Below are 19445 nucleotides of genomic sequence, written 5' to 3' on the forward strand. Positions count from 1 at the left end.
CAAGGACGACACCATGAAAGGACTCAACGTACTGCTCACTGGCGCTTGCGGCCGCATCGGCAAGACGTTTTTCGAAGCCTCGAAAGACCGCTACCGCTTCACCCTCACCGACCGCATCGAGCCGGATTTCGCCCTCGGCGAACACCGCTTCGTGCACGCCGACCTGAGCGACAAAACCAGCCTCGCAGCGCTGCTCGACGGGATTGACGTGATCGTGCACCTGTCGGGCATCCCCCACGCCAGCGCCACCTTCGACGAGTTGCTGCCCAACAACATCCTGGCCACCACGTACCTGTTCGAAGCCGCGGTGGCTGCGGGTGTGAAGCGCCTGGTGTTCGCCAGCAGCGCCCAGACCATCGAAGGCTACCCGGTCGACCGCCAGATCACCCCCGGCATGCCCGTATTGCCCGCCAACCTGTACGGCGTGAGCAAATGCTACGGCGAGGCCTTGTGCGGTTTTTACGCCGCCAAAACCCCGCTCTCCACCATCGCCCTGCGCATCGGTGCGTTTGAATTCCCCGAAACCCACGACCTGAACAACGCCCGCGACCTCAGCGCCTGGCTCAGCCCGCGGGACGCCGTGCAGTTGCTGCAACGTTCGGTGGAAACCATCGGGGTGAAACACCTGATCGCCCACGGCATTTCCAATAACCGCTTCAAACGCCTGGACCTCAGCGAAACAACCCGTGTGCTGGGTTACCAACCGGTGGATGATGCGTTTCAGGCATTCGAGATCCCGATCACTTACTGAGTCTTCTGCCCATGTCTTCACCCTCTACCGCAGACGGCATCGACCCGATCCGCGCCGCCCACATCAGCGCACGCATCGACCGGTTGCCCGCCGTCGCCACCGTCTGGCGCCTGGTGGCGCTGCTGTCGGTTGGCGGTTTTTTCGAGCTGTACGACCTGTTCCAGACCGCCTACATCAGCCCGGGCTTGATCAGTGACGGGATTTTCCACACCGGCAGCCAGGGCGTATTCGGCTTCTCCGACCAGGCGGCCTTTGCCTCGGCCACCTTCCTCGGCCTGTTCCTCGGTGCCAGCCTGCTCAGCCCGATTGCCGACCGCTACGGGCGCCGGGCGATCTTCACCTTTGCGCTGATCTGGTACACCGTCGCCACTGTGCTGATGGGTATTCAGACCTCTGCCTTGGGGATTATCTGCATGCGCTTCCTGGTGGGCATCGGCCTGGGAATCGAGCTGGTGACCATCGATGCCTATCTTTCGGAACTGGTGCCCAAGCGCATGCGCAGCTCGGCGTTTGCCTTTGCGTTTTTCATCCAGTTTCTGTCGGTGCCGGCGGTGGCCTTGATGTCGTGGTGGCTGGTGCCCCAGGCGCCGTTCGGGTTCTCTGGCTGGCGCTGGGTGGTGCTGAGCAGTGCGGTGTTTGCGCTGTTTATCTGGCAACTGCGCAAACGCCTGCCGGAGTCACCGCGCTGGCTCGCGCAAAAAGGCCGCTTCGACGAGGCCGGGCAGATCATGGACAACCTTGAGGCACGTTGCCAGAAGGACCACGGCAAGCCTCTGGATGAACCGGAGCCGGAAGCCGTCAGCGTGCAGGGCCAAGGGCGGTTTGCCGATATCTGGCAACCGCCCTACCGACGCCGGGCGTTGATGCTGATTGTGTTTCATGTGTTCCAGGCCATCGGCTTTTTCGGCTTTGGCAATTGGTTGCCGGCGCTGCTGTCGGGCCAGGGCGTGAGCGTGACCCACAGTTTGGGTTATGCCTTCATCATCACCCTCGCCTACCCGCTGGGACCGCTGCTGTTTGTGAAGGTGGCCAACCGGTTTGAAAACAAATGGCAGATTGTCGGCTCGGCCCTGGGCGCGGTGATCTTCGGCAGTTTGTTCGCGCTGCAAACCACCGCCGTGGGGCTGGTGATCTGCGGGGTGATGATCACCTTCTGCAACGCCTGGCTGAGCTTCAGTTATCACTCCTACCAGAGCGAACTGTTCCCCACCAACATCCGCGCCCGGGCGGTGGGCTTTTGCTATTCGTTCAGCCGGTTGTCGACCGTGTTCAGCAGCTTGCTGATCGGTGTGATCCTCGAACACCTCGGCACACCGGGCGTGTTGGCGTTTATCGCCAGCAGCATGTTGATCGTGATGATCACCATCAGCTGGTTCGGCCCGCGCACCCGCAACCTGGCGCTGGAGAACATTGCCCACTAGCGGCAAACAATGGCCGTCGGCACGCCAACGTTTGCCGACGGTGGCGGCCAAAATCCCCGTAAACACGGGCCCATATCACTGGGCACGCTAATTGCTCCACCTGTGGGACCGCTCACATCCACAGGTGTCCTGATCATGCTGATCAACAACAATCCCCAGGCTCAGTCAACGATCCAACGCATCAAACGCGCCGACATGGACCCGGCCAACGCCGCGGCCAGCGCGCTGTACAGCGGCGCCGCACAAAACGTGCAACAGGGCACCACCACTGTATCGACCACACAGGCAGCGGCCGACGCCACTGCCGATAACATCAATGCCGCCTTCGCCAAGACCCGTGTGCAGTTGCAAGCCACCACCGCAACCACCTCGACCACCGATACGGCCAAGACTGACTCCACCACTTCGGCCCGCAGTGACTTCACCGACTACATGAAGAAAAGCCCGGCCGAGCGCATCCGCGAGCAACTGCTCAAGGAACAGGGTTTGACCGAGGATGATGTGAAGAACATGCCTCAGGAACAGCAGGACGCTATTTCCAAAGAAGTGGCAGAACGCCTGAAAGAGCAGCAGACGCAGCAGGTAGCGGCGAAAACGGCCGACCCGCAGGCGCAGAACGTGAAAGAAACCCTGGCTGCGATCTAAGCCCTGACAATACAAACCCTGTGGTGAAGGGCTTTCCTGTGGTGAGGGGGCTTGTCCCCTCACCACAAAAGCTCCCTCGCCACAGGTTATTGCTCGGCCATAACGGTGTGTTACTGCAGTTGTAGCGTGGAGTTGAACTGACTGATCGCATCCACCACATGCCGTGACCCTTCCTGAATCTCCAGGATCACCTGCCCCGCCTCATTCGCCAGCTCCACCCCAAGCCCCGTACGGCTCAAGCTCGACTGCATGCTCGACACCGCGCTGATCGACAGGTCGTGGTTCTTGCGCACCACGTCCACAATCTCGATCGTCGCCTGGCTGGTGCGCGCCGCCAGACTGCGCACCTCATCCGCCACCACCGCAAACCCGCGCCCATGCTCACCGGCCCGGGCCGCTTCGATCGCAGCGTTCAGCGCCAGCAGGTTGGTCTGGTCGGCGATGCCACGAATGGTCTGGACGATGGTGCCGATAATGTCCGACTGTTTGCTCACCGCATCAATGCTCACAGCCGCTTCGTTCAGGTCGCGGGAAATTTCTTCGATGATCTGCACGGTCTGCTGCACCACTTCCGACCCCTTGCGGGCACAGGCGTCGTTCTGCACCGAGGTGGCGTGGGCCGAGTCGGCGGCGGTGCGCAAGGTGGTGACCTGGTCAGTGATGTCGCTGGCGAACTTCACCACTTTGTACAGGCGGCCGTTGGCATCGAAGATCGGGTTGTAGGAGGCTTCCAGGAACAGCGTCTGACCGTATTTGTTTTTGCGCTCGAAACGATGGGAGTGGTACTCGCCACGATTGAGGGAAGCCCAGAACGCCTTGTAAGTCGGCGACTCGGTTTCGTGACGATGGCAGAACATGCTGTGGTGCTGGCCGACGATTTCGTTGAGGGAATAGCCGACTGTCTTCAGGAAGTTGTCGTTGGCATTCAGGATCTGGCCTTGCGGGGTGAATTCGATCACCGCCATGGAGCGGCCGATGGCGTCGATCAGGCTCTGGTTTTCATGCTCGCGGTGAATCCGCGCCGAGATGTCCGAGGCCACCTTGATCACGCTCTGCACCTGGTTGTCGGCACCGAGCACCGGCATGTAGCTGGCTTCCAGCCACACTTCCTGGCCATGCTTGTTCAAGCGCATGAAGGTGCCGCTGAGGGCCTCGCCCCGCGCCAGGTCGCGCCAGAGCTTGGCGTAGGCATCGGTGTGGGTGTAGGCCTCTTCGCAGAAAATCCGGTGATGTTTGCCCCGGATTTCTTCAGCGCTGTAGCCCATGGTCTTGCAGAAGTTTTCATTGGCATCCAGCACGATGCCGTTGCGATCAAACTCGATCATCGCCATGGAGCGGCTGATGGCGGCCAATTTAGCCTTGGCTTCGGAGAGGGCACAGGAGAAGCGTTCGATTTCCAGCAGGTCGGATTTGTGTTGGCGGTTGAACATGTCAGATCACCCTTTATTTTCCCGACGCCCAAGCGGGCGCATTCCATTCACGGTTTGAATCTTGATCGCAGACCTTTATGGGGAAACCTATCCGAAACGCTTTATATGCCGAGCGTCATCAACGGTTCTGGGTGAGCATAGACAGGCGTTGGCGCTATGCAAGGCCACTAGTCAGCCAGCATTTGCAACAAAGCATTTACCGCTGCGGAGGGCGATTGGTGGCGTGAAGTCACCAACGCAAACTCGCGGTGCACCGGCTCCGCCAGCGGCATGATGCGCAAGCCGTGGCGCTGGGCCGGAAGGGTCATCTCGGGCACCAGCGTCACACCCACGCCTTCGCGCACCAGGCTGAAAGCACTGTTCCACTCCCGCACTTCCACCCGCACCTCGCGCAACACCAGCCCGGCCTCCTGCGCCAGGCTGCGAGCGTTGACAGTGCAGCCGCCGGTGGCGAGCACGAACGGTTGCTCCACCAGTTCCTCCAGCGTGACCGTTGCCTGCGCCGGACGCCGGGATAACACGTGCGCCATCGGCAACACAGCCACCCAGTTATCGCGCCCCAGCACTGCGGCATTGCGCTCCGACGGCGGGTTGAGCACCACGCCCAGGTCGATCAGGTTCGCGTCGAGCAAGGTGTTCACTTCATCGTCGGTGACTTCCAGGGCCGTGACCTCGATGCCCGGGTAAAGCTGGTTGAACCGCCGCAACAGCGGCGGCAGGAACACCGCCAGCACCATGGGGAAACTCGCGATGCGAATCGTCCCACGCAGCATGGGCCGCGCTTCGTCCACTGTGGTGCGAATCGCCTGCAAGGCCCCGAGCATCACCCGCGCCTGCTCGATCACTTGCAGGCCCAGGGCGGTGGGCACAGTCTGGCGGGCCTCGCGCACAAACAGTTGCGCACCCAGGTTGGCCTCCATGGCCGCCATCGCCTGGCTGGCCGCAGACTGGGTCATGCCGACGCGTTCGGAGGCGGCGGTGATACTGCCGTTGTCCGCCACAGCCACCAACAGGCGCCAGTGCATCAGGTTCATCATGGCAGTAGCTGTCCTTATGGCAGGATTCTGAAAGATTAATTTTACGCAAGGTGCCATGCCCAGGAGACTGAAGGCAACTGTCCTGCGGAGTTGCCCCGATGAAGCTGTATTTTTCCCCGAATGCCTGTTCCCTCGCCTCCCATATCGTGCTGCGGGAATTGGCCCTGCCGTTTGAATTGATTCGCGTCGACAACCAGAAAAAGCTCACGGCTGACGGTGATGATTTCTTGCAGATCAACCCCAAGGGCTACGTGGCAGCGCTGCAACTGGACAACGGCGAGGTGCTGACCGAAGGCGCCGCCATCCTGCAGTACCTGGCCGACCAAGTGCCGGCGGCGGGCCTGGCACCGGTCAATGGCAGTTGGGAGCGGGTGCGTTTGCAGGAGTGGCTGAACTTTGTCTCCAGCGAGATTCATGGCGGGCTGGGGGTGCTGTTCAAGGACGCGATTCCAGATGACGTGAAGGCGCTGTTCAAGGCCACGCTGTTCAAGCGGTTTGCGATTCTGGTGCAGACCCTGGAGCGTCAGGATTACCTGCTGGGCGCGCACTACTCGGTGGCGGATGCATACCTGTTTGTGGTGCTGCGCTGGGCGGGGTTCTTTGATATCGACTTGCAGCAGTGGCCGGCGCTGGCGAGATTTCAACAGCGGATCGGTGAACGCCCGGCAGTGATTGCCGCCCTGGCCGCTGAAAATCCATGACCTGAAATGCAGTCAAAAATGTGGGAGCTGGCTTGCCTGCGATAGCGATGGTGAATCCAACACCGCTATCGCAGGCAAGCCAGCTCCCACAGTTGATCTTCATTGTTTTAGAGAATGGGTTTCAAGCCATCGTTTTCGATGAATGCACTTAAGGCCAACACATCCACCGACCCCGATCGATCCTGATCCAGGTGCGCCACCTGGCGGCGTACCGCCTGATGAATACGCCGGGTGCCCTGCCCGAGTTGAACCGTGCCGCGCAGGTCTACCGCCTGCGCGGCCACGATCAGTTCAATACTGCCCAGCCACACCACCCGCTGCACCATCTGCCGGGTTTTCTCAATCACTGCCAGCGCCTGGCCCGCGTAATCTTCCACGCGATCTGCCACCGGCACGCTTACCGCCGGGATTGGATTGGCCAAATGCCCGATCTCCGCCACCAACGCCGAACTGGTGCGCTGCAACGCGGCCATGCCCACCTGCCCCGGCTGATTGATCAGAAAGCGCGGCAGCTCACTGGACGCCGGCGACAACAGTTTGGCTATCCGCTCGGCGCTGCACGCTGCCACACGGCTCAATGCCAGGCCCAATCCTTCTGCCGCCAGCGCCAGGTGCGTGCTGTCGAAATTCGCCGTGGCCAGCACCAAGGCCTCTTCGCTGATCAACGCCGGATTGTCCGCACCGCTGGCCAGTTCCAGCTCAACCAGCTCACGCAGTTGCTGCACTGCTTGATGCGCCGCGCCCTGAACCACCGTGGCACAGCGAAAGCTCAACGGGTCTTGCAGACGGCGTGGGTTGTCGGCCAATTCGCCGCCGTCCACCCACTGCAGCAACGCCGCTGACTGCTCACTCTGACCCGGCGCCGGACGCAACCGCGAAGCCCATGGCTGGAACGGACTGAGGTTGGCCCGATAACCCTCACACGACAACGCCAGCGCCGCCAACAGCGCCTGCAAGGCTCCCTCAGCCTCGGCCACCAGCAAGGCGCCAAGGCCGATACTCGCGGAGTTGGCCGACACCAGCGCCAGGCCATCCTTACCGGTCAGCGGCACATTCAGCGCCAGGCTCAAATGCGCCAACGGCGCCAGGTCGCTCTCGCCCAACGACCCGAGCAACGGCACCTCGGGCTCGACGCCGCTATTGAGCAAGTCCAGCAGCGCCTGCGCCGCCCCCGGCGAAATACCCGAGCGCCCCTGGGCCAACCCGGCCAGGCGAGCAGCGGTAATCGCCCGTAGTTCCTGCCGATTGGCCAGGCGCCCCACGCCCACCGCACGCCCCAGTGGAATGCTGGCCTGCACCGGCGCCACGGGCGTATCCACCGCTGCACCGAGGCCGGTGGTCACGCCGTAAATCGGCGTACCTTCAGCCACCAGGCGCTGCAACAGTTGATGCCCTTCGTCGATACGCTGGCGGCCGGCACTACTGAAATCAGCCGGTGCGTCTTGCCGGGCAATCGACAGCAAATCCTCAATTGCCAGGCCATCGGGATCGAAGTGAATCATGCCCAGCGCAGCCGCTGGCCGATCCCGAGGCGTCTGGATTTTTCCAGCAGCGCATGGCCCAAGGCGATATCGCTGAGGCTCAACCCACGGTGCCAGAACAAGATGGTTTCCTCAGGTGATTCCCGACCGGTTTTCAAGCCGGCCACGATCTGCCCCAACTCGGCATGCAAGGTCTCGGCGCTGAGTTTTCCGGCGTCGACATGGGCGCGCAATGCGCCAAACATGCCGCCTTTGCACTGGCCCCAATCGTCCACCACCAGCTTGTGCATGATGTCGGTCAACGACAGTTCCACCGCGCTCATGGTGCCGTAGGGCGCAACGAACGCACCGGGTTTGATCCACTCGGTATGCAGCAAGGGTTGGGGCTGATCCAGGCGTGACGCCTCGACCACGATGTCGGCGCCGCGCACCGTGGACTCCCAATCGTCGGTGACAATCACCGGCTTGCCGAGGTCGCGGCGCAGGCGTTCGGCGAAGGCTTCGCGGCTTTCGCTGCGGCGTGAATGCACGCGGATCTCGTCGAAGTCGAACAGGTGATCCAGCAAGCGCACGTTCCAATAGGCGGTGCCACGGGCGCCGATGTGCGCGAGGATTTTACTGTCAGGCCGGGCCAGGTATTTGGCGCCGATGGCGGTGACGGCGCCGGTGCGCATGTCGGTGATCGCCGAGGCGTCGAGGATGGCTTTGGGGATGCCGGTGGCCGGGTCCAGCAGGTTGAGAATCGCCAGTTCCGAGGACAGGCCCTTGCGGTAGTTATCGACAAAGTCCCCCACCACCTTGACCCCGGCGTAACCGATCGCGCCGCCCAATACGCCGCGCAGCACGTTGAAGTGGCCGTTGATGTCGCCGCCGGGAATCAGGTGCATGCGCGGCTCGATCACCGCCTCACGGCGACCCTGGATGGCGAGGCTGGATTCGATGGCGTTGAGGATTTCGTCGTTGGTCAGGGCCAGTTCGTCGATGTCCAGGCCGTTGAGAAAGTCGATGTAGATCGGTTGCATGGTCTGCTCACTGATGGGTTACGAAGGGACTTTGAGAGTTTTTTTGTGGCCGGAAGGCTCATTGTGGCGAGGGGGCTTGTCCCCCGTTGGGCCGCGAAGCGGCCCCAATAAGATCGCCGAACTTTTTCAGACAGAGCGGGTTGGCAGCTTTCAGGGCTGCTTCGCAGCCCAACGGGGGACAAGCCCCCTCGCCACAGAAGCTCCCTCGCCACAGGGGTACTCGCATACCGGAAACGTTATGGGGCCTTGAACACGACTTGCTGCACATCGACCTTTTTCGGGATCAGGCCGTTGGCAAAAAACGCGTCGGCCGTGCGTTGCTGGTTGGCAATGTCCACGGCTTCCAGTGGCCGGCTCGGCGTCGGCGACCGATGCTGGAAGTAGCTTTCCACCACCGCCGGCTGCAGGCCCAGGGTCTTGGCCATCAGCGCGACGCTCTCGTCATGCTGGTCCAGCGACAACCGCTGTGCCTGGGCAAACACCTTGAGAATCGCAGCAATCGCCTGCGGGTGCTGCTTGGCAAACGGCCCGCTGGCGATGAAGAAACTGCCCGCCGGGTTCAACCCCTGGCCATCCCCCAATACTTTTGCCGAGCCGTCCACCACGGCCGCCGAGTAGTACGGGTCCCACACCACCCAGGCGTCGACCTTGCCTTGTTCAAACGCGGCGCGGCCGTCGGAGGGCGACAGGTACACCACGTTCACGTCCTTCCACTGCAAGCCGGCCCGCAGCAGGCTTTTGAGGAACAGGTTGTGGGCGCTGGAGCCCTTGAGCAGCGCCACGCGTTTGCCCTTGAGTTCGGCCACGCTTTGCACGGTGCTGTCTTTGGGCAGCAGGATGGCTTCGGTGCGCCCGTCATTGGGTTCGACGCCGATATAGCGAATGTCGATGCCGGCGGCCTGGGCGAAGATCGGCGGGATGTCACCGATGTTGCCGATGTCAATGCTCCCGCCGTTCAAGGCTTCGATCAGCGGCGGGCCGCCGAGGAATTCGATCCACTCGACCTTGGTGCCCGGCAGCCCTTCTTCGAACAGGTGATGCTCACGGGCGAGCACCATGCTCACCGAGCTTTTCTGGTAGCCGACGCGCAGGGTGGCCGGCTCTGCCGCCAGCAGGGGCCCGGCGCACAGCGCCAACAGTGTGGCTGCGATGAGCTTGCGCATCAGAGACTCTCCTTGACCTTGGCCGCGACGTCCGCCGGCACCCATTGCTGCCAGACCTGCGGTTGTTCTTTCAGGAACGCTTCAGCCACCAGGCGCGGCGCGGTGCGTTTCTCGGCCATTTGCGCGAGGATGCCGTTGAGCAGGTCAATCGGCAGGTCGACCTTTTCAAAGAACGTCACCAGTTGCGGGTACTGCGCCTTGAACGGCGCCGACACGCCAATCGCCAGGTGCGCCGGCATCGAACGGGTACCGATGGGGTGCGGGTTGTTGGCGTCGGCCAGGGTCTTCCAGGCTTCGGCGTTGAACGGTGGTTCTTCCAGTTTGATCAACTTGAAGCGACCCAGCAGGGGCGTCGGCGACCAGTAGTAGAACAGCACCGGTTTGCCGCGACGGATCGACGAAGCCACCTCCGCATCCAGCGCCGCGCCGGAGCCGGTGCGGAAGTTGACGAAGCTGTCGGTCAGGCCGTAGGCCTTGATCTTCTGGCTGTTGACGATTTCCGAGGTCCAGCCGGTGGGGCTGTTGAGGAAGCGCCCACGGGTCGGGTCTTCGGGGTCGCGGAACACGTCTTTGTAGCGGGCCAGGTCGGCGACGGATTTAAGCTCCGGGGCCAGGGGTTTGATGCCGCGTTCGGCGTCGCCCTTGATCACGTATTCCGGCACCCACCAACCTTCGGTGGCGCCTTTGACGGTGTCGCCCAGGCCGAACACCTTGCCTTCGCTTTCGGCCTTGACCCACGCCGGACTGCGCCCGGCCCATTCTTCGCCGATCACCTGGATATCGTCCTTGGCCAGGGCGGCTTCCAGGCTCACGGTGCTGCCGGGCAACGTGTCGGTGGGCAGGCCGTAGCCTTTCTCGACAATCAGGCGCAGCACTTCGGTAATCAGGCTGCCGCTTTCCCAGGTGATGTCACCGAAGTGGATCGGTTTGACGGGTTCGGCCGCCGGGGTGTGTTGGGCCAACAAGCTCAGTGCCAGGAGGCTGCTGCTCAGTATTTTTTTCAAGTGGTTCATCGTCAACCTCGTAGTTGTTCGGTGAAAGAAGGTGATTCCAATGGGGTGAACGGGCCTCATGTGGTGAGCGGGCTTGCCCCGCGCCGGGCTGCGGAGCAGCCCCCATCAAGTCACCGTGTGACTGCAGACAGAACTCGGCAGCCGGTTTTAGGGCTGCTTCGCAGCCCGGCGCGGGGCAAGCCCGCTCACCACAAAAAAAAGCTTTTCCACCTAAGTTTGGTGTCGGTTAAAAGTCATAACTGAGCCGCGTGTAGTAAAACGCCCCTTCCGGCGCCGTCGGCGACAGGTAGCTGTATTGCTGGCCCGGGGTCTGGCGCAAACGGGTGTTGTAGTCGTCAGGCTTGCTGTCGAACAGGTTGTTGACGCCCACCGACACCCGCAGTTGTTTGGTGAAGGCGTAGTTCACGTCCAGGTCGGTGGTCCATTGCGCGCTGAAGGTCTGGTCGTATTGGGCGTTGGCTTCGCTGGACGCATATTTGCGGTACTTGCCGTAACGGGTTTCGTTGAGGGCGATGGTCCATTGGTTGAGTTTGTGGATCGCGCCAAACACCAGCTTGTCTTCCGGGTAACCGTGCTCCAGGAAGCCTCGGGATTCACGGGTCAGCACTTCGAAACCGTTGGGGTTTTCGTGGACTTTTTCGATGGTGGTGCGGGCCTTGGTGTAGCCCGCCGACAGGTTCAGGTTGCCGAACTGCTCAAGGTCCAGGTTGTACTTGCCCACGACGTCGACGCCACGGGTGCGGGTGTCGGCGGCGTTGGTCATGAACTGCGCCCAGGAGTACTGGCCGTAGCCGGCATCCTTGAGGATCTGCTCGGCCAGCGGCCCGGAAATGCCGCCGCTGAACAGCAGGCGGTCACGAATCGAAATCTGATAGGCGTCGATGGTCAGCGAGGCCTGCTCGGTGGGGCGCAGCACCAGGCCCAGGGAGTAGTTGGTGGACTTCTCGGGCTTCAGCGGCTGGGCACCCAGGGCGCGGGCGGCCGGGTTGTCGGCCGGCAGCATGCGGGTCAGCACCGGGTTGCCGTTGGCGTCGAGGTTGGTGGTGGTGGTCCAGGAGGTGCCGATCTGGCCCAGGCTGGGGGCGTGGTAGGCGTTGTTGACCGTGGCCCGCAGGCCGACTTTCGGGGTGAAGTCGTAGCGTGCCGAGAGCTTGCCGGTGGTGGCCGACCCGAAGTCCGAGTAGTGCTCGGTACGCCCGGCAATACCGACCTGGAGCTTGTCGGTCACCTGGTTTTCCAGGCCGAAGTACACGCCGCCCACGTCACGCTTGAAGGTGCCGGCGTCGTCCGGTGTCAAGCCCGAAGCCTGCACGGCGCCCACCTGCACACCATCGATGCCGCCATAGGAGTAGGAATCGTAGTCGCCCGCCTCCAGCCGATATTGTTCATGCCGGTAGGCCACGCCCGCCGACACGGTGAGCGGATGGCTCGACCAGTCGACGTCCAGATCCTTGGCGTAATCCAGGGTGATGTTGGTCTGGTCGTTGACCAGGGTGGCGACGTTGAACTTGGTCGGGCTGTTCAGGCCATAGCTCGGGTTGACGGTGTTGAAGGCCAGTTCATCGTGCTCGTCGCGGCCATAGGTGGCGCTCAAATCGAAGCGGCCGATGCTCTCGTCTTCGTAGCGGGTGCCGACGGTGATTGCGCCGTCCTCATAGCGATAGCGGTATTTCGGGATGGTGCCGTTGGGGTAAATCCCGGCAACGTTGTTCGGACTGCTGGCCAGCAGTGGCGGCGTGTTGTTCACCGAAGTGTCCTGGCCGAACGTGGCGAAACTGTAGAGGCGCCACTGGTCGTTCAGGCCGATTTCGGCGTTGGCCGCCAGGTTGTATTTGTCACGCCCGGCACCGCCCCAGCGCGGGTCTTGTACCTGGCCGTCGGCGACGTATTTGTCGCCGATGTCATCGGGTTTGTTGTTCAGGGTGTTGAAGCTCAGGGTCAGGAAACCGTCCCCCGGCAAGCCGATGCCGTACCAGCCGTCGGTGGTTTTGCTGAAACCGTCGCCCTGGGCGTACTTGCCCAGTTGAGTGTTGATGCCGCCACCGCTGTCGCGCTCCTTGAGCACGATGTTGACCACACCGGCCACCGCGTCAGACCCGTACTGCGCCGAGGCACCATCGCGCAGCACTTCGACATGGTCGATGGCGCTGATGGGGATCATGTCCAGGTCCACCGGCTGCGCGCCAATGAACGGCACGCCGCCGGAAATATTCACCACCGCCGAGGTATGCCGGCGCTTGCCGTTGATCAGCACCAGGGTCTGGTCAGGCGACAGGCCGCGCAGGGAGGCGCCTTTGGGGTCTTGCCCGCGGGTCGCACTGTTGTTCTGTGGAAAGTTGAATGAAGGCAGCAGTTGGAACAGCGCCTGGTTAAGGCTGGTGGCGCCGGTTTGCTTGAGTTCTTCGGCGTTGATCACATCTACCGGGGCGCTGCTGGTCAGGGCCGTGGCGTCGCTGCGACGGGTACCGATGGCGACCACGCGGTCGAGGGTCGGCGCCTGGGCTTCGGCGGTTTGCGCCTTGATGCTGTTGCTGGCAGGCGCGACTTTGGCGCCTTCCTTGATGATGAACGCACCGTCCGGACTGACCTGGACTTGCAGGCCGGTGCCCTTGAGCGCGGCGTCTACCGCCTGTTGCGCCGACAGCGAACCGTCGACACGGGCCGAGGAATAGTTACCCAACTGCGGCGTGAACGAAATCACCTGGCCGCTCTGGCGGCTGATGTTCAGCAGCACCTCATCCAGCGGGCCAGGCGCGATGTGGTAGACCTGCCGCGCGTCTTCGGCGCTGGCTGCGAACGACAGGAACAGACTGGCCAGCGGCACCAGGGCAAAGGTTCGAAGCGGTGTACGGTTGAATGGGCTCATGTTGGCTCCCCCCAAGGAAACTCCTGAGCGCTGCTCCCCGCAGCGCTTACGGGAGTGATGTGGGATGGCCGGGGCAAAACTTGCAGATCGTTTGGTTATGTCGTTAGAACCGACCTTGGGACGCGACTCGATCAAATGTAGGAGCTGTCGAGCTTTAGCGAGGCTGCGATGGGATCGACTCGGTGCAACTGCGGCACCGAGGTGGCTACATCGCAGGCAAGCCAGCTCCCACATTGACCGGGGCGAACCGTTTTTATGTGGCACTGACGGTCACCCACAAGCCGGTCCGGCGGGTGATATGGATCGGCAGCGTGCGGGCCAGGGTGTCGAGAATCTGGTCGGGATTGTCGAGACGGTACAAGCCGCTGACCCGCAAACCCGCCACCGCCGGATCAAGGCGCAGTACACCGTTGTGGTACGGCCGCAGGGCATCGATCACCTCCACCAGCGGGCGGTCGCGCACTTGCAGGAAGCCGTCGACCCACGCGGTCGCCCCTGAAGAACTGGCCAGCACCGGGCCGAAGCCGAAGCGGTCGTAAGTGACCTCGTGCCCGGCCTCCAGTTGCAGGCGCTCACCGTTCTGGCCGTCGATCTCCAGCGCGCCGTTGAGCGCCACCACGTGGCCCTGCCCTTCACGCTCGCGCAGCAACAGGCGGTTGCCATAGGCTCGCAGCCGGGCCTGGTCGGTCTGGATGAAAAACGGTCGGTTGCTGTCCTTGGCAATCTTCGCCAGCAGCTCGCCGTCGCGCAGGCGCACCACGCGGCGTTGCGGGTCGAATTGGATGTCGGCGGCACTGCGAGCGTTGAGCAGTAACTCGCTGCCATCGGCCAGCTCCACAGTGCGCCGCTCGCCGGTGCCGGTGCGAATGTCGGCGGTCAAATCCTCCACCATCGGCCGGGCCAGCCAACCGGCGCCCAGCATCAGGCCTGCGCCGACCAGGGCACCGCGCAACACGGTGCGGCGGCTGGAGGGCGCGTCCAGTGCCTGCTGCAATACCTTGCCGCTGACGCCTTGGGCCTGCGGAATTTGAAACACGCCGAGGCGGGTTTCCAGTTGTTGGCACAACGCCTCGTGGCGCGGGTCTTCGGCGCGCCATTGGTGGTAGCGATGCCAGTCGGCGGCACTCGCCTCGCCGGAGCGCAGCAACACTACCCAGCGGGTGGCGCTGTCGATCAGTTCGTCGGTCATTCCAGGCACAGCCGCAGGCAGCGGTTGACGGCGCGGGTCATGTAGTCGCTGACCGAGCGTTGGGAGATGCCCAGCTCCGCCGCGATTTCCGGGTAGGTCAGGCCATTGAGTTGCGACAGCAGAAAGGTCGCCTTGACCTTGGCCGGCAAGCCGTCGAGCAACTCGTCGATGGCCTGCAGGGCTTCGAGCATTTGCGCCAGGTCCTCAGGGGATGGCGCGGGCGAGGTTTCGTCCTGGTCGAGGGTGTCGAGGTAAGCGCGCTCCAGGTCACGGCGGCGCCACAGCTGGTACATCAGGCGCTGGGCGATGGTGGTGAGCAAGGCGCGAGGCTGGCGAATCGGCGCCACGCCCGGGGAACTCAACAGCTGGACGAAGGTGTCGGCGGCGATGTCTTCGGCGTGGGCACGGGAATCGAGATGACGGTGCAAACGGCTGCACAGCCAGTCGTAATGACTGCGGAATAATCCGCCCACGTAGTCGCTGTGAGAAGTGTCGGCGCCGGACATAGTGGCTCCATCTGAGTAGGTTGCGCGTTATGTCCGGTGTTCCGGTGGAGCGATCCTAGCAAGGCTGCTTATTCTTTAATAATATTTAAAAGGTATTTTTATATAACCTATAGTTCCTATCCTCTACGTAACAGATCGTTCCCACGCTCAGCGTGGGAACGATCATTGGAGCTTTGGATAACCCAAGGCTTCGGCCTGTTGCCGGTAATCCAGCAACACCTGGTAATCGGCTTCAGTGGCGGGCAGCACTTCGTGTACGCCGAGGGTTTGCACCACCTCGGGCAGATCCTGCAAGGCCAGGTTCATGGCTTCACGCAGGGCTTCACTGGCGCCCAACGCGCTGACGTAAGGCAACGTCGGGCTGGGCGCACTGCGGCTGACGATTCGCAGCCCGGCCACTTCATCCGGCGCAAAGCGTGCAAGGTAGTCGAAGGTCACGCTGTCGATGGCGGCCAGGTCCGCCCGGTCTTCCCGCAGCCAGCGCAGGCTTTCGCGATGGGCGCCACTGATGCCGACGTCGGCAAAGAACCGACCGCCCTGCTGCAACGGCGCCAGGCGTTCGCGCAGCAGGTTCATGCCGCTGTTGGAGTCGTGGCCGTTGATCACGCCGCGACTGTCATAAAAGTCGGCCAAGGCAACGCGTGGATTGTCGTCGCGGGTCAGCAGCAGGCTGCAATGGACGCCGCCGCTGCTGTGGGCCAGCTCGTAGCGCGGGCGGCCGATCACCTGGACTTGCCCGCGCAACTCGGTCATCAACGGGTAGCCGCAGGTTTGCGTCAGCAGCAATTCGGGGGCGCGCCACAGGCTGCGCAGGTCGAGGTGGTCGGCGTTGCGGCGAGTCGCGCCCAGGTGCTCCAGGATGCGCGACAGCCAACACTCGTTGGCCTGTTGTACGGGCTGCGGCGCCACGTACATCTGCAATTCGGCGTAGCGATCACTCATGGTTGTCTCTCAAGCAAAGGGGTGCCGTGGGCTGTCGATGGCCTTGAGCCCGTGACGGCCGATCAACTGGCCGTAACCCTGCACCAGGAACCCGCCGCTGCGCGCCACCCATTGTTCGCGGCGCGCGCGGTAGACAGTGGGCAGCAGGTACCACGGCAGCTTCGGCAAATCGTGGTGCACCAGGTGCAGGTTGTTGTTGAGGAACAGCCAGGTCCACGGCCAGGCGGCTTCGTTAAGCACCGTGCGCTGTTCCGGTTTCGGGTGCGGGCGATGCTCATAGTAGGAACGGATCGCCGCCACCGACAAGGCCGGCACGCTGACCAGCACCACGTAGTGCCACACCGGCAGTGCGCTGTAGTGGGCGATGAAGGTCAGCATCAGCACGGTCACGGTGCCATGGCTCAGCCACATCAACCATGCCTGGCGCTGGCCCTGGCGCAGGCGCCTGAACTCGTTGCGCGCCAGCTTCCACAGCGCCAGGGGCGAACCCAGCAGGAAGCGCCCGAGGACGGTTTTGGTCAGCCAATGCAGGGTGCGCTCGAACAGTGAACTGGCGTCCCACTGCCGCTGATTCAGGTAGCGGCTTTCCGGGTCGACGCCGGGAACCGTCAGGTCTTCATCGTTGTGGTGCACAAGGTGGCAGTTGCGGTACAGGGTGTAGGGATACCAGACGGCAAAAGGGGCGTAGCCGAGGACTTTGTTCAGGGCCGTGAAACGGGTGGGATGGCCGTGCAGGAGTTCGTGTTGCAGGGACATCCACAACGTCACGATCGGGATCAGCAGCGCAGTACTCAGCCACAGGCCGAGCCAATAGCTGCCGAGGGTCACGGCAAACCAGCCGGCGTACACGCCCATCAGCAGCAGCCAGGTCGGCCACTCGGTGCGGGCGGTAAAGGAATTCGCCAGGGCTTCGATTTCCCGGCGCTGGGTTTCATCAAGGTAGTTGGACATCGGCAGCTCAGGGCAGGCGTGGCCGACGAAAAAGTCGGCTTCATCCTGCTCTGTGCAATGAGGCGGGAAAATCTTGCAGATCGTTTGGTGCTTAGCTTAGAACTTAATGACCGAACAGATTGCTGTCGGTTTTCTTGGCCTTTTTGTCGGCGCGTTTTTCATCGGCGGTCTTTGCCGGTTTCTTCTTGTCAGCTTTCTTGGAATTCAGACCTTTGGCCATGATGCGTGCTCCACTTACAGGGGATGTAACACTGGGTATAACACCTATTGCCCAGCAGAAGGCGCTTTGCCCGACTTATAATCCGCAGCCCCGGAACCTGTGTGTTTGAAAACCATGCCCGAGTTGCACATCGATCGACTGGCAGAGCCTTTGTGGCCGCTGCTGAACAAGTTTTACCGCAGCCACCACTCACCGATGAAAGCCTTCAAGGGCGGCCAGTTGTGGGTGGCCAAGGGCAGCGAGATTGTCGCGGGCCTGTGCCTGACGCCGGTGGTGGGCGGGCAATGGCTGACCGGGCTGTTTGTGGACCCGGCGTTGCGTGGCCAGGGGCTGGCGGCGCGGCTGATTCGGGCATCGGTCAGCCGCGTCGACGGCACGGTGTGGCTGCTGTGCCATCCGGAGCTGGAAGGCTTTTACCAGCGCCTCGGTTTTACCCAGGACACGTTGCTGCCGCAGTCCCTGTCCGAACGCCTGGTGCGCTACAAACGCAACAAGCCCATGATCGCCATGGGCTTAGAACCGTTGGTGAGGTCGACCTTCAATAAAGTGTGATCAGCGGTCTTGGGCCCCATGCTAGCCTCGGCTGCACTAGCGGCCCATTACCAGGATGATCATGAAAGCGACCCTTGCAGCTTTATCCCTTGCAGCCCTCCTCGCCCCGGCCTTGAGCCAGGCAGCCGAAGCCCCGGTTTCCGCCGAGCAATATGCAACCGTGCTTGCCGGCAGTTGGCGGGTACCGGCCAACAGCGCACGGGATGTGTATCGTCACCCGCAACAGACCCTCGAATTCTTTGGCCTGCGGGCCAACCAGACCCTGATCGAAATCACCCCGGGTGGCGGCTGGTACAGCGAAGTGCTGGCGCCGCTGCTCAAGGACAACGGCCATTACATCGCTGCGGTGCAGGCGCCAAGCAGCAGTGCTTATGCGCGTACCTCAGAAGAAAACCTGAAAAAGAAATTCGCCGCAGACCCGGTGCATTACTCAAAGGCCGGCTTCGCCGAGTTCGACCCCAAGGCACCAGTGCTGGGCAACCCAGGCTCGGCGGACACGGTGCTGACCTTTCGCAACGTGCATAACTGGGTGATGGCGGATACCGCGCCGGCGATGTTCGACGCATTCTTCAAGGTGTTGAAACCGGGCGGCGTGCTGGGTGTGGTGGATCACCGGGCCAAGGACGGGGCGTCGCTGGAAGACATCAAGCACAGCGGTTACCTGACCACCGCCTATGTGGTGAAACTGGCGACCGACGCGGGGTTCAAGCTTGAGGGGCAGAGCGAGGTGAATGCCAACCCGAAAGACACCAAGGACTATCCGGACGGGGTCTGGACGTTGCCGCCGGCGTTGACGTTGGGGGAGAAGGACAAGGCGAAGTATGTGGCGATTGGTGAGTCGGACCGGATGACGTTGCGGTTTGTCAAACCCGCAAAATAAGCTGAATGAACATGGCCTAAATGTGGGAGCTGGCTTGCCTGCGATGCAGGCACCTCGGTGTCTCAGTTACATCGCGGTGATGCTATCGCAGGCAAGCCAGCTCCCACATTTTGATTTGTGTTTTACCTGAAGGTCACTCGTCTGCTGTGGGATCCATGTCCGGGAACATCACTTCGATAAACCCGAACTTGCTGAAGTCAGTAATCCGCGACGGGTACAGCCGGCCGATCAGGTGATCGCATTCGTGCTGTACCACCCGCGCGTGGAAGCCTTCGGCAATCCGCACAATCGGCTCGCCCTTGGGGTCAAACCCTTCGTAGCGAATCTGCTGATAACGGTCCACCGCTCCGCGCAAACCAGGCACCGACAGGCAACCTTCATAGCCCTCTTCCAGCACCGGGCTGAGGGGCGTGATCAACGGGTTGATCAGGATGGTCTGGGGCACGGCGGGCGCGTCCGGGTAGCGTTCGCTGCTCTCGAAACCGAAGATCACCAGTTGCAGGTCCACTCCAATCTGCGGCGCGGCCAGGCCGACGCCGCCGACGTGTTCCATGGTCTGGAACATGTCATCAATCAACTGCCACAACTCGGGGCTGTCGAACATCTCCGGCGGAACCGGCGGGGCAATACGCAGCAGGCGCTCATCGCCCATTTTCAGGATTTCACGGATCATCG

The 19445-nt window shown here is 62.4% G+C and carries 18 protein-coding genes and 1 pseudogene; 6 read left to right on the forward strand and 13 right to left on the reverse strand.

Features of this window, described 5'->3' with window-relative positions:
• Positions 1–13 precede the first annotated feature (13 nt).
• From HKK54_RS02610 to HKK54_RS02620, 3 genes are all read left to right on the forward strand, one after another.
• On the forward strand, positions 14–751 hold the full coding sequence (locus tag HKK54_RS02610) for an NAD-dependent epimerase/dehydratase family protein (protein ID WP_169386086.1): 738 nt from the start codon (positions 14–16) through the stop codon (positions 749–751).
• Between the two features lie 11 nt (positions 752–762).
• A complete protein-coding gene (locus tag HKK54_RS02615) occupies positions 763–2172 on the forward strand; it encodes an MFS transporter (protein WP_169386087.1) in 1410 nt (469 codons plus the stop codon).
• Between the two features lie 135 nt (positions 2173–2307).
• Positions 2308–2817 carry a hypothetical protein gene (locus tag HKK54_RS02620; RefSeq protein WP_010169836.1) on the forward strand — a complete coding sequence of 170 codons (510 nt, stop codon included), beginning with the start codon at positions 2308–2310 and terminating at the stop codon, positions 2815–2817.
• Positions 2818–2927: 110 nt separating this feature from the next.
• On the opposite strand, the gene HKK54_RS33890 is transcribed toward HKK54_RS02620, so the two are convergent.
• From HKK54_RS33890 to HKK54_RS02630, 3 genes and pseudogenes are all read right to left on the reverse strand, one after another.
• Positions 2928–3500 carry a methyl-accepting chemotaxis protein gene (locus HKK54_RS33890; RefSeq protein WP_371132976.1) on the reverse strand — a complete coding sequence of 191 codons (573 nt, stop codon included), beginning with the start codon at positions 3498–3500 and terminating at the stop codon, positions 2928–2930.
• A gap of 18 nt (positions 3501–3518) precedes the next feature.
• A pseudogene (locus HKK54_RS33895) lies at positions 3519–4247 on the reverse strand (PAS domain-containing protein); the annotation flags it as partial.
• 167 nt (positions 4248–4414) lie between these two features.
• Positions 4415–5284 (reverse strand): LysR family transcriptional regulator, encoded by an 870-nt coding sequence (locus tag HKK54_RS02630; protein WP_169386089.1) that lies wholly within the window; start codon positions 5282–5284, stop codon positions 4415–4417.
• A gap of 98 nt (positions 5285–5382) precedes the next feature.
• Between HKK54_RS02630 and gstA the strand changes: the two genes are divergently transcribed.
• Positions 5383–5985 (forward strand): glutathione transferase GstA, encoded by a 603-nt coding sequence (gene gstA, locus HKK54_RS02635; RefSeq protein WP_169386090.1) that lies wholly within the window; start codon positions 5383–5385, stop codon positions 5983–5985.
• A gap of 107 nt (positions 5986–6092) precedes the next feature.
• Here the strand turns inward: gstA and HKK54_RS02640 are convergent, their stop codons facing one another.
• From HKK54_RS02640 to HKK54_RS02680, 9 genes are all read right to left on the reverse strand, one after another.
• A complete protein-coding gene (locus tag HKK54_RS02640) occupies positions 6093–7487 on the reverse strand; it encodes an HAL/PAL/TAL family ammonia-lyase (RefSeq protein WP_169386091.1) in 1395 nt (464 codons plus the stop codon).
• Positions 7484–8488 carry an ornithine cyclodeaminase family protein gene (locus HKK54_RS02645; protein WP_169386092.1) on the reverse strand — a complete coding sequence of 335 codons (1005 nt, stop codon included), beginning with the start codon at positions 8486–8488 and terminating at the stop codon, positions 7484–7486. The genes HKK54_RS02640 and HKK54_RS02645 overlap by 4 nt, the downstream gene beginning before the upstream one ends.
• A gap of 236 nt (positions 8489–8724) precedes the next feature.
• Positions 8725–9651, reverse strand: a complete 927-nt coding sequence (locus HKK54_RS02650) for an aliphatic sulfonate ABC transporter substrate-binding protein (RefSeq protein ID WP_169386093.1) — start codon at positions 9649–9651, stop codon at positions 8725–8727.
• Entirely contained in the window at positions 9651–10664 is a 1014-nt protein-coding gene (locus HKK54_RS02655; RefSeq protein ID WP_169386094.1) for an ABC transporter substrate-binding protein, read from the reverse strand. The genes HKK54_RS02650 and HKK54_RS02655 overlap by 1 nt, the downstream gene beginning before the upstream one ends.
• 226 nt (positions 10665–10890) lie before the next feature.
• Positions 10891–13530, reverse strand: a complete 2640-nt coding sequence (locus HKK54_RS02660) for a TonB-dependent receptor (protein ID WP_169386095.1) — start codon at positions 13528–13530, stop codon at positions 10891–10893.
• A gap of 253 nt (positions 13531–13783) precedes the next feature.
• Positions 13784–14719 carry a FecR domain-containing protein gene (locus tag HKK54_RS02665; protein ID WP_169386096.1) on the reverse strand — a complete coding sequence of 312 codons (936 nt, stop codon included), beginning with the start codon at positions 14717–14719 and terminating at the stop codon, positions 13784–13786.
• The gene (locus tag HKK54_RS02670) at positions 14716–15225 is read right to left on the reverse strand and encodes a sigma-70 family RNA polymerase sigma factor (protein ID WP_169386097.1); all 510 of its coding nucleotides are present in this window, start codon (positions 15223–15225) and stop codon (positions 14716–14718) included. Before HKK54_RS02670 ends, HKK54_RS02665 begins: the two co-directional genes overlap by 4 nt.
• 162 nt (positions 15226–15387) lie before the next feature.
• The gene (locus HKK54_RS02675; RefSeq protein WP_169386098.1) at positions 15388–16167 is read right to left on the reverse strand and encodes a phosphate/phosphite/phosphonate ABC transporter substrate-binding protein; all 780 of its coding nucleotides are present in this window, start codon (positions 16165–16167) and stop codon (positions 15388–15390) included.
• Positions 16168–16176: 9 nt separating this feature from the next.
• Positions 16177–17118, reverse strand: a complete 942-nt coding sequence (locus HKK54_RS02680; protein ID WP_169386099.1) for a fatty acid desaturase — start codon at positions 17116–17118, stop codon at positions 16177–16179.
• Between the two features lie 334 nt (positions 17119–17452).
• Between HKK54_RS02680 and HKK54_RS02685 the strand changes: the two genes are divergently transcribed.
• Both HKK54_RS02685 and HKK54_RS02690 read left to right on the forward strand, forming a co-directional pair.
• The gene (locus HKK54_RS02685; protein ID WP_169389236.1) at positions 17453–17890 is read left to right on the forward strand and encodes a GNAT family N-acetyltransferase; all 438 of its coding nucleotides are present in this window, start codon (positions 17453–17455) and stop codon (positions 17888–17890) included.
• Positions 17891–17951: 61 nt separating this feature from the next.
• The gene (locus tag HKK54_RS02690; RefSeq protein ID WP_169386100.1) at positions 17952–18770 is read left to right on the forward strand and encodes a class I SAM-dependent methyltransferase; all 819 of its coding nucleotides are present in this window, start codon (positions 17952–17954) and stop codon (positions 18768–18770) included.
• Positions 18771–18903: 133 nt separating this feature from the next.
• Here the strand turns inward: HKK54_RS02690 and def are convergent, their stop codons facing one another.
• Positions 18904–19443: a peptide deformylase gene (gene def / locus HKK54_RS02695; RefSeq protein ID WP_003213049.1), complete on the reverse strand. Its 540-nt coding sequence runs from the start codon at positions 19441–19443 to the stop codon at positions 18904–18906.
• Positions 19444–19445: the final 2 nt, after the last annotated feature.

The organism is Pseudomonas sp. ADAK13 (assembly GCF_012935715.1).
In the GTDB taxonomy this organism is placed as follows: domain Bacteria; phylum Pseudomonadota; class Gammaproteobacteria; order Pseudomonadales; family Pseudomonadaceae; genus Aquipseudomonas.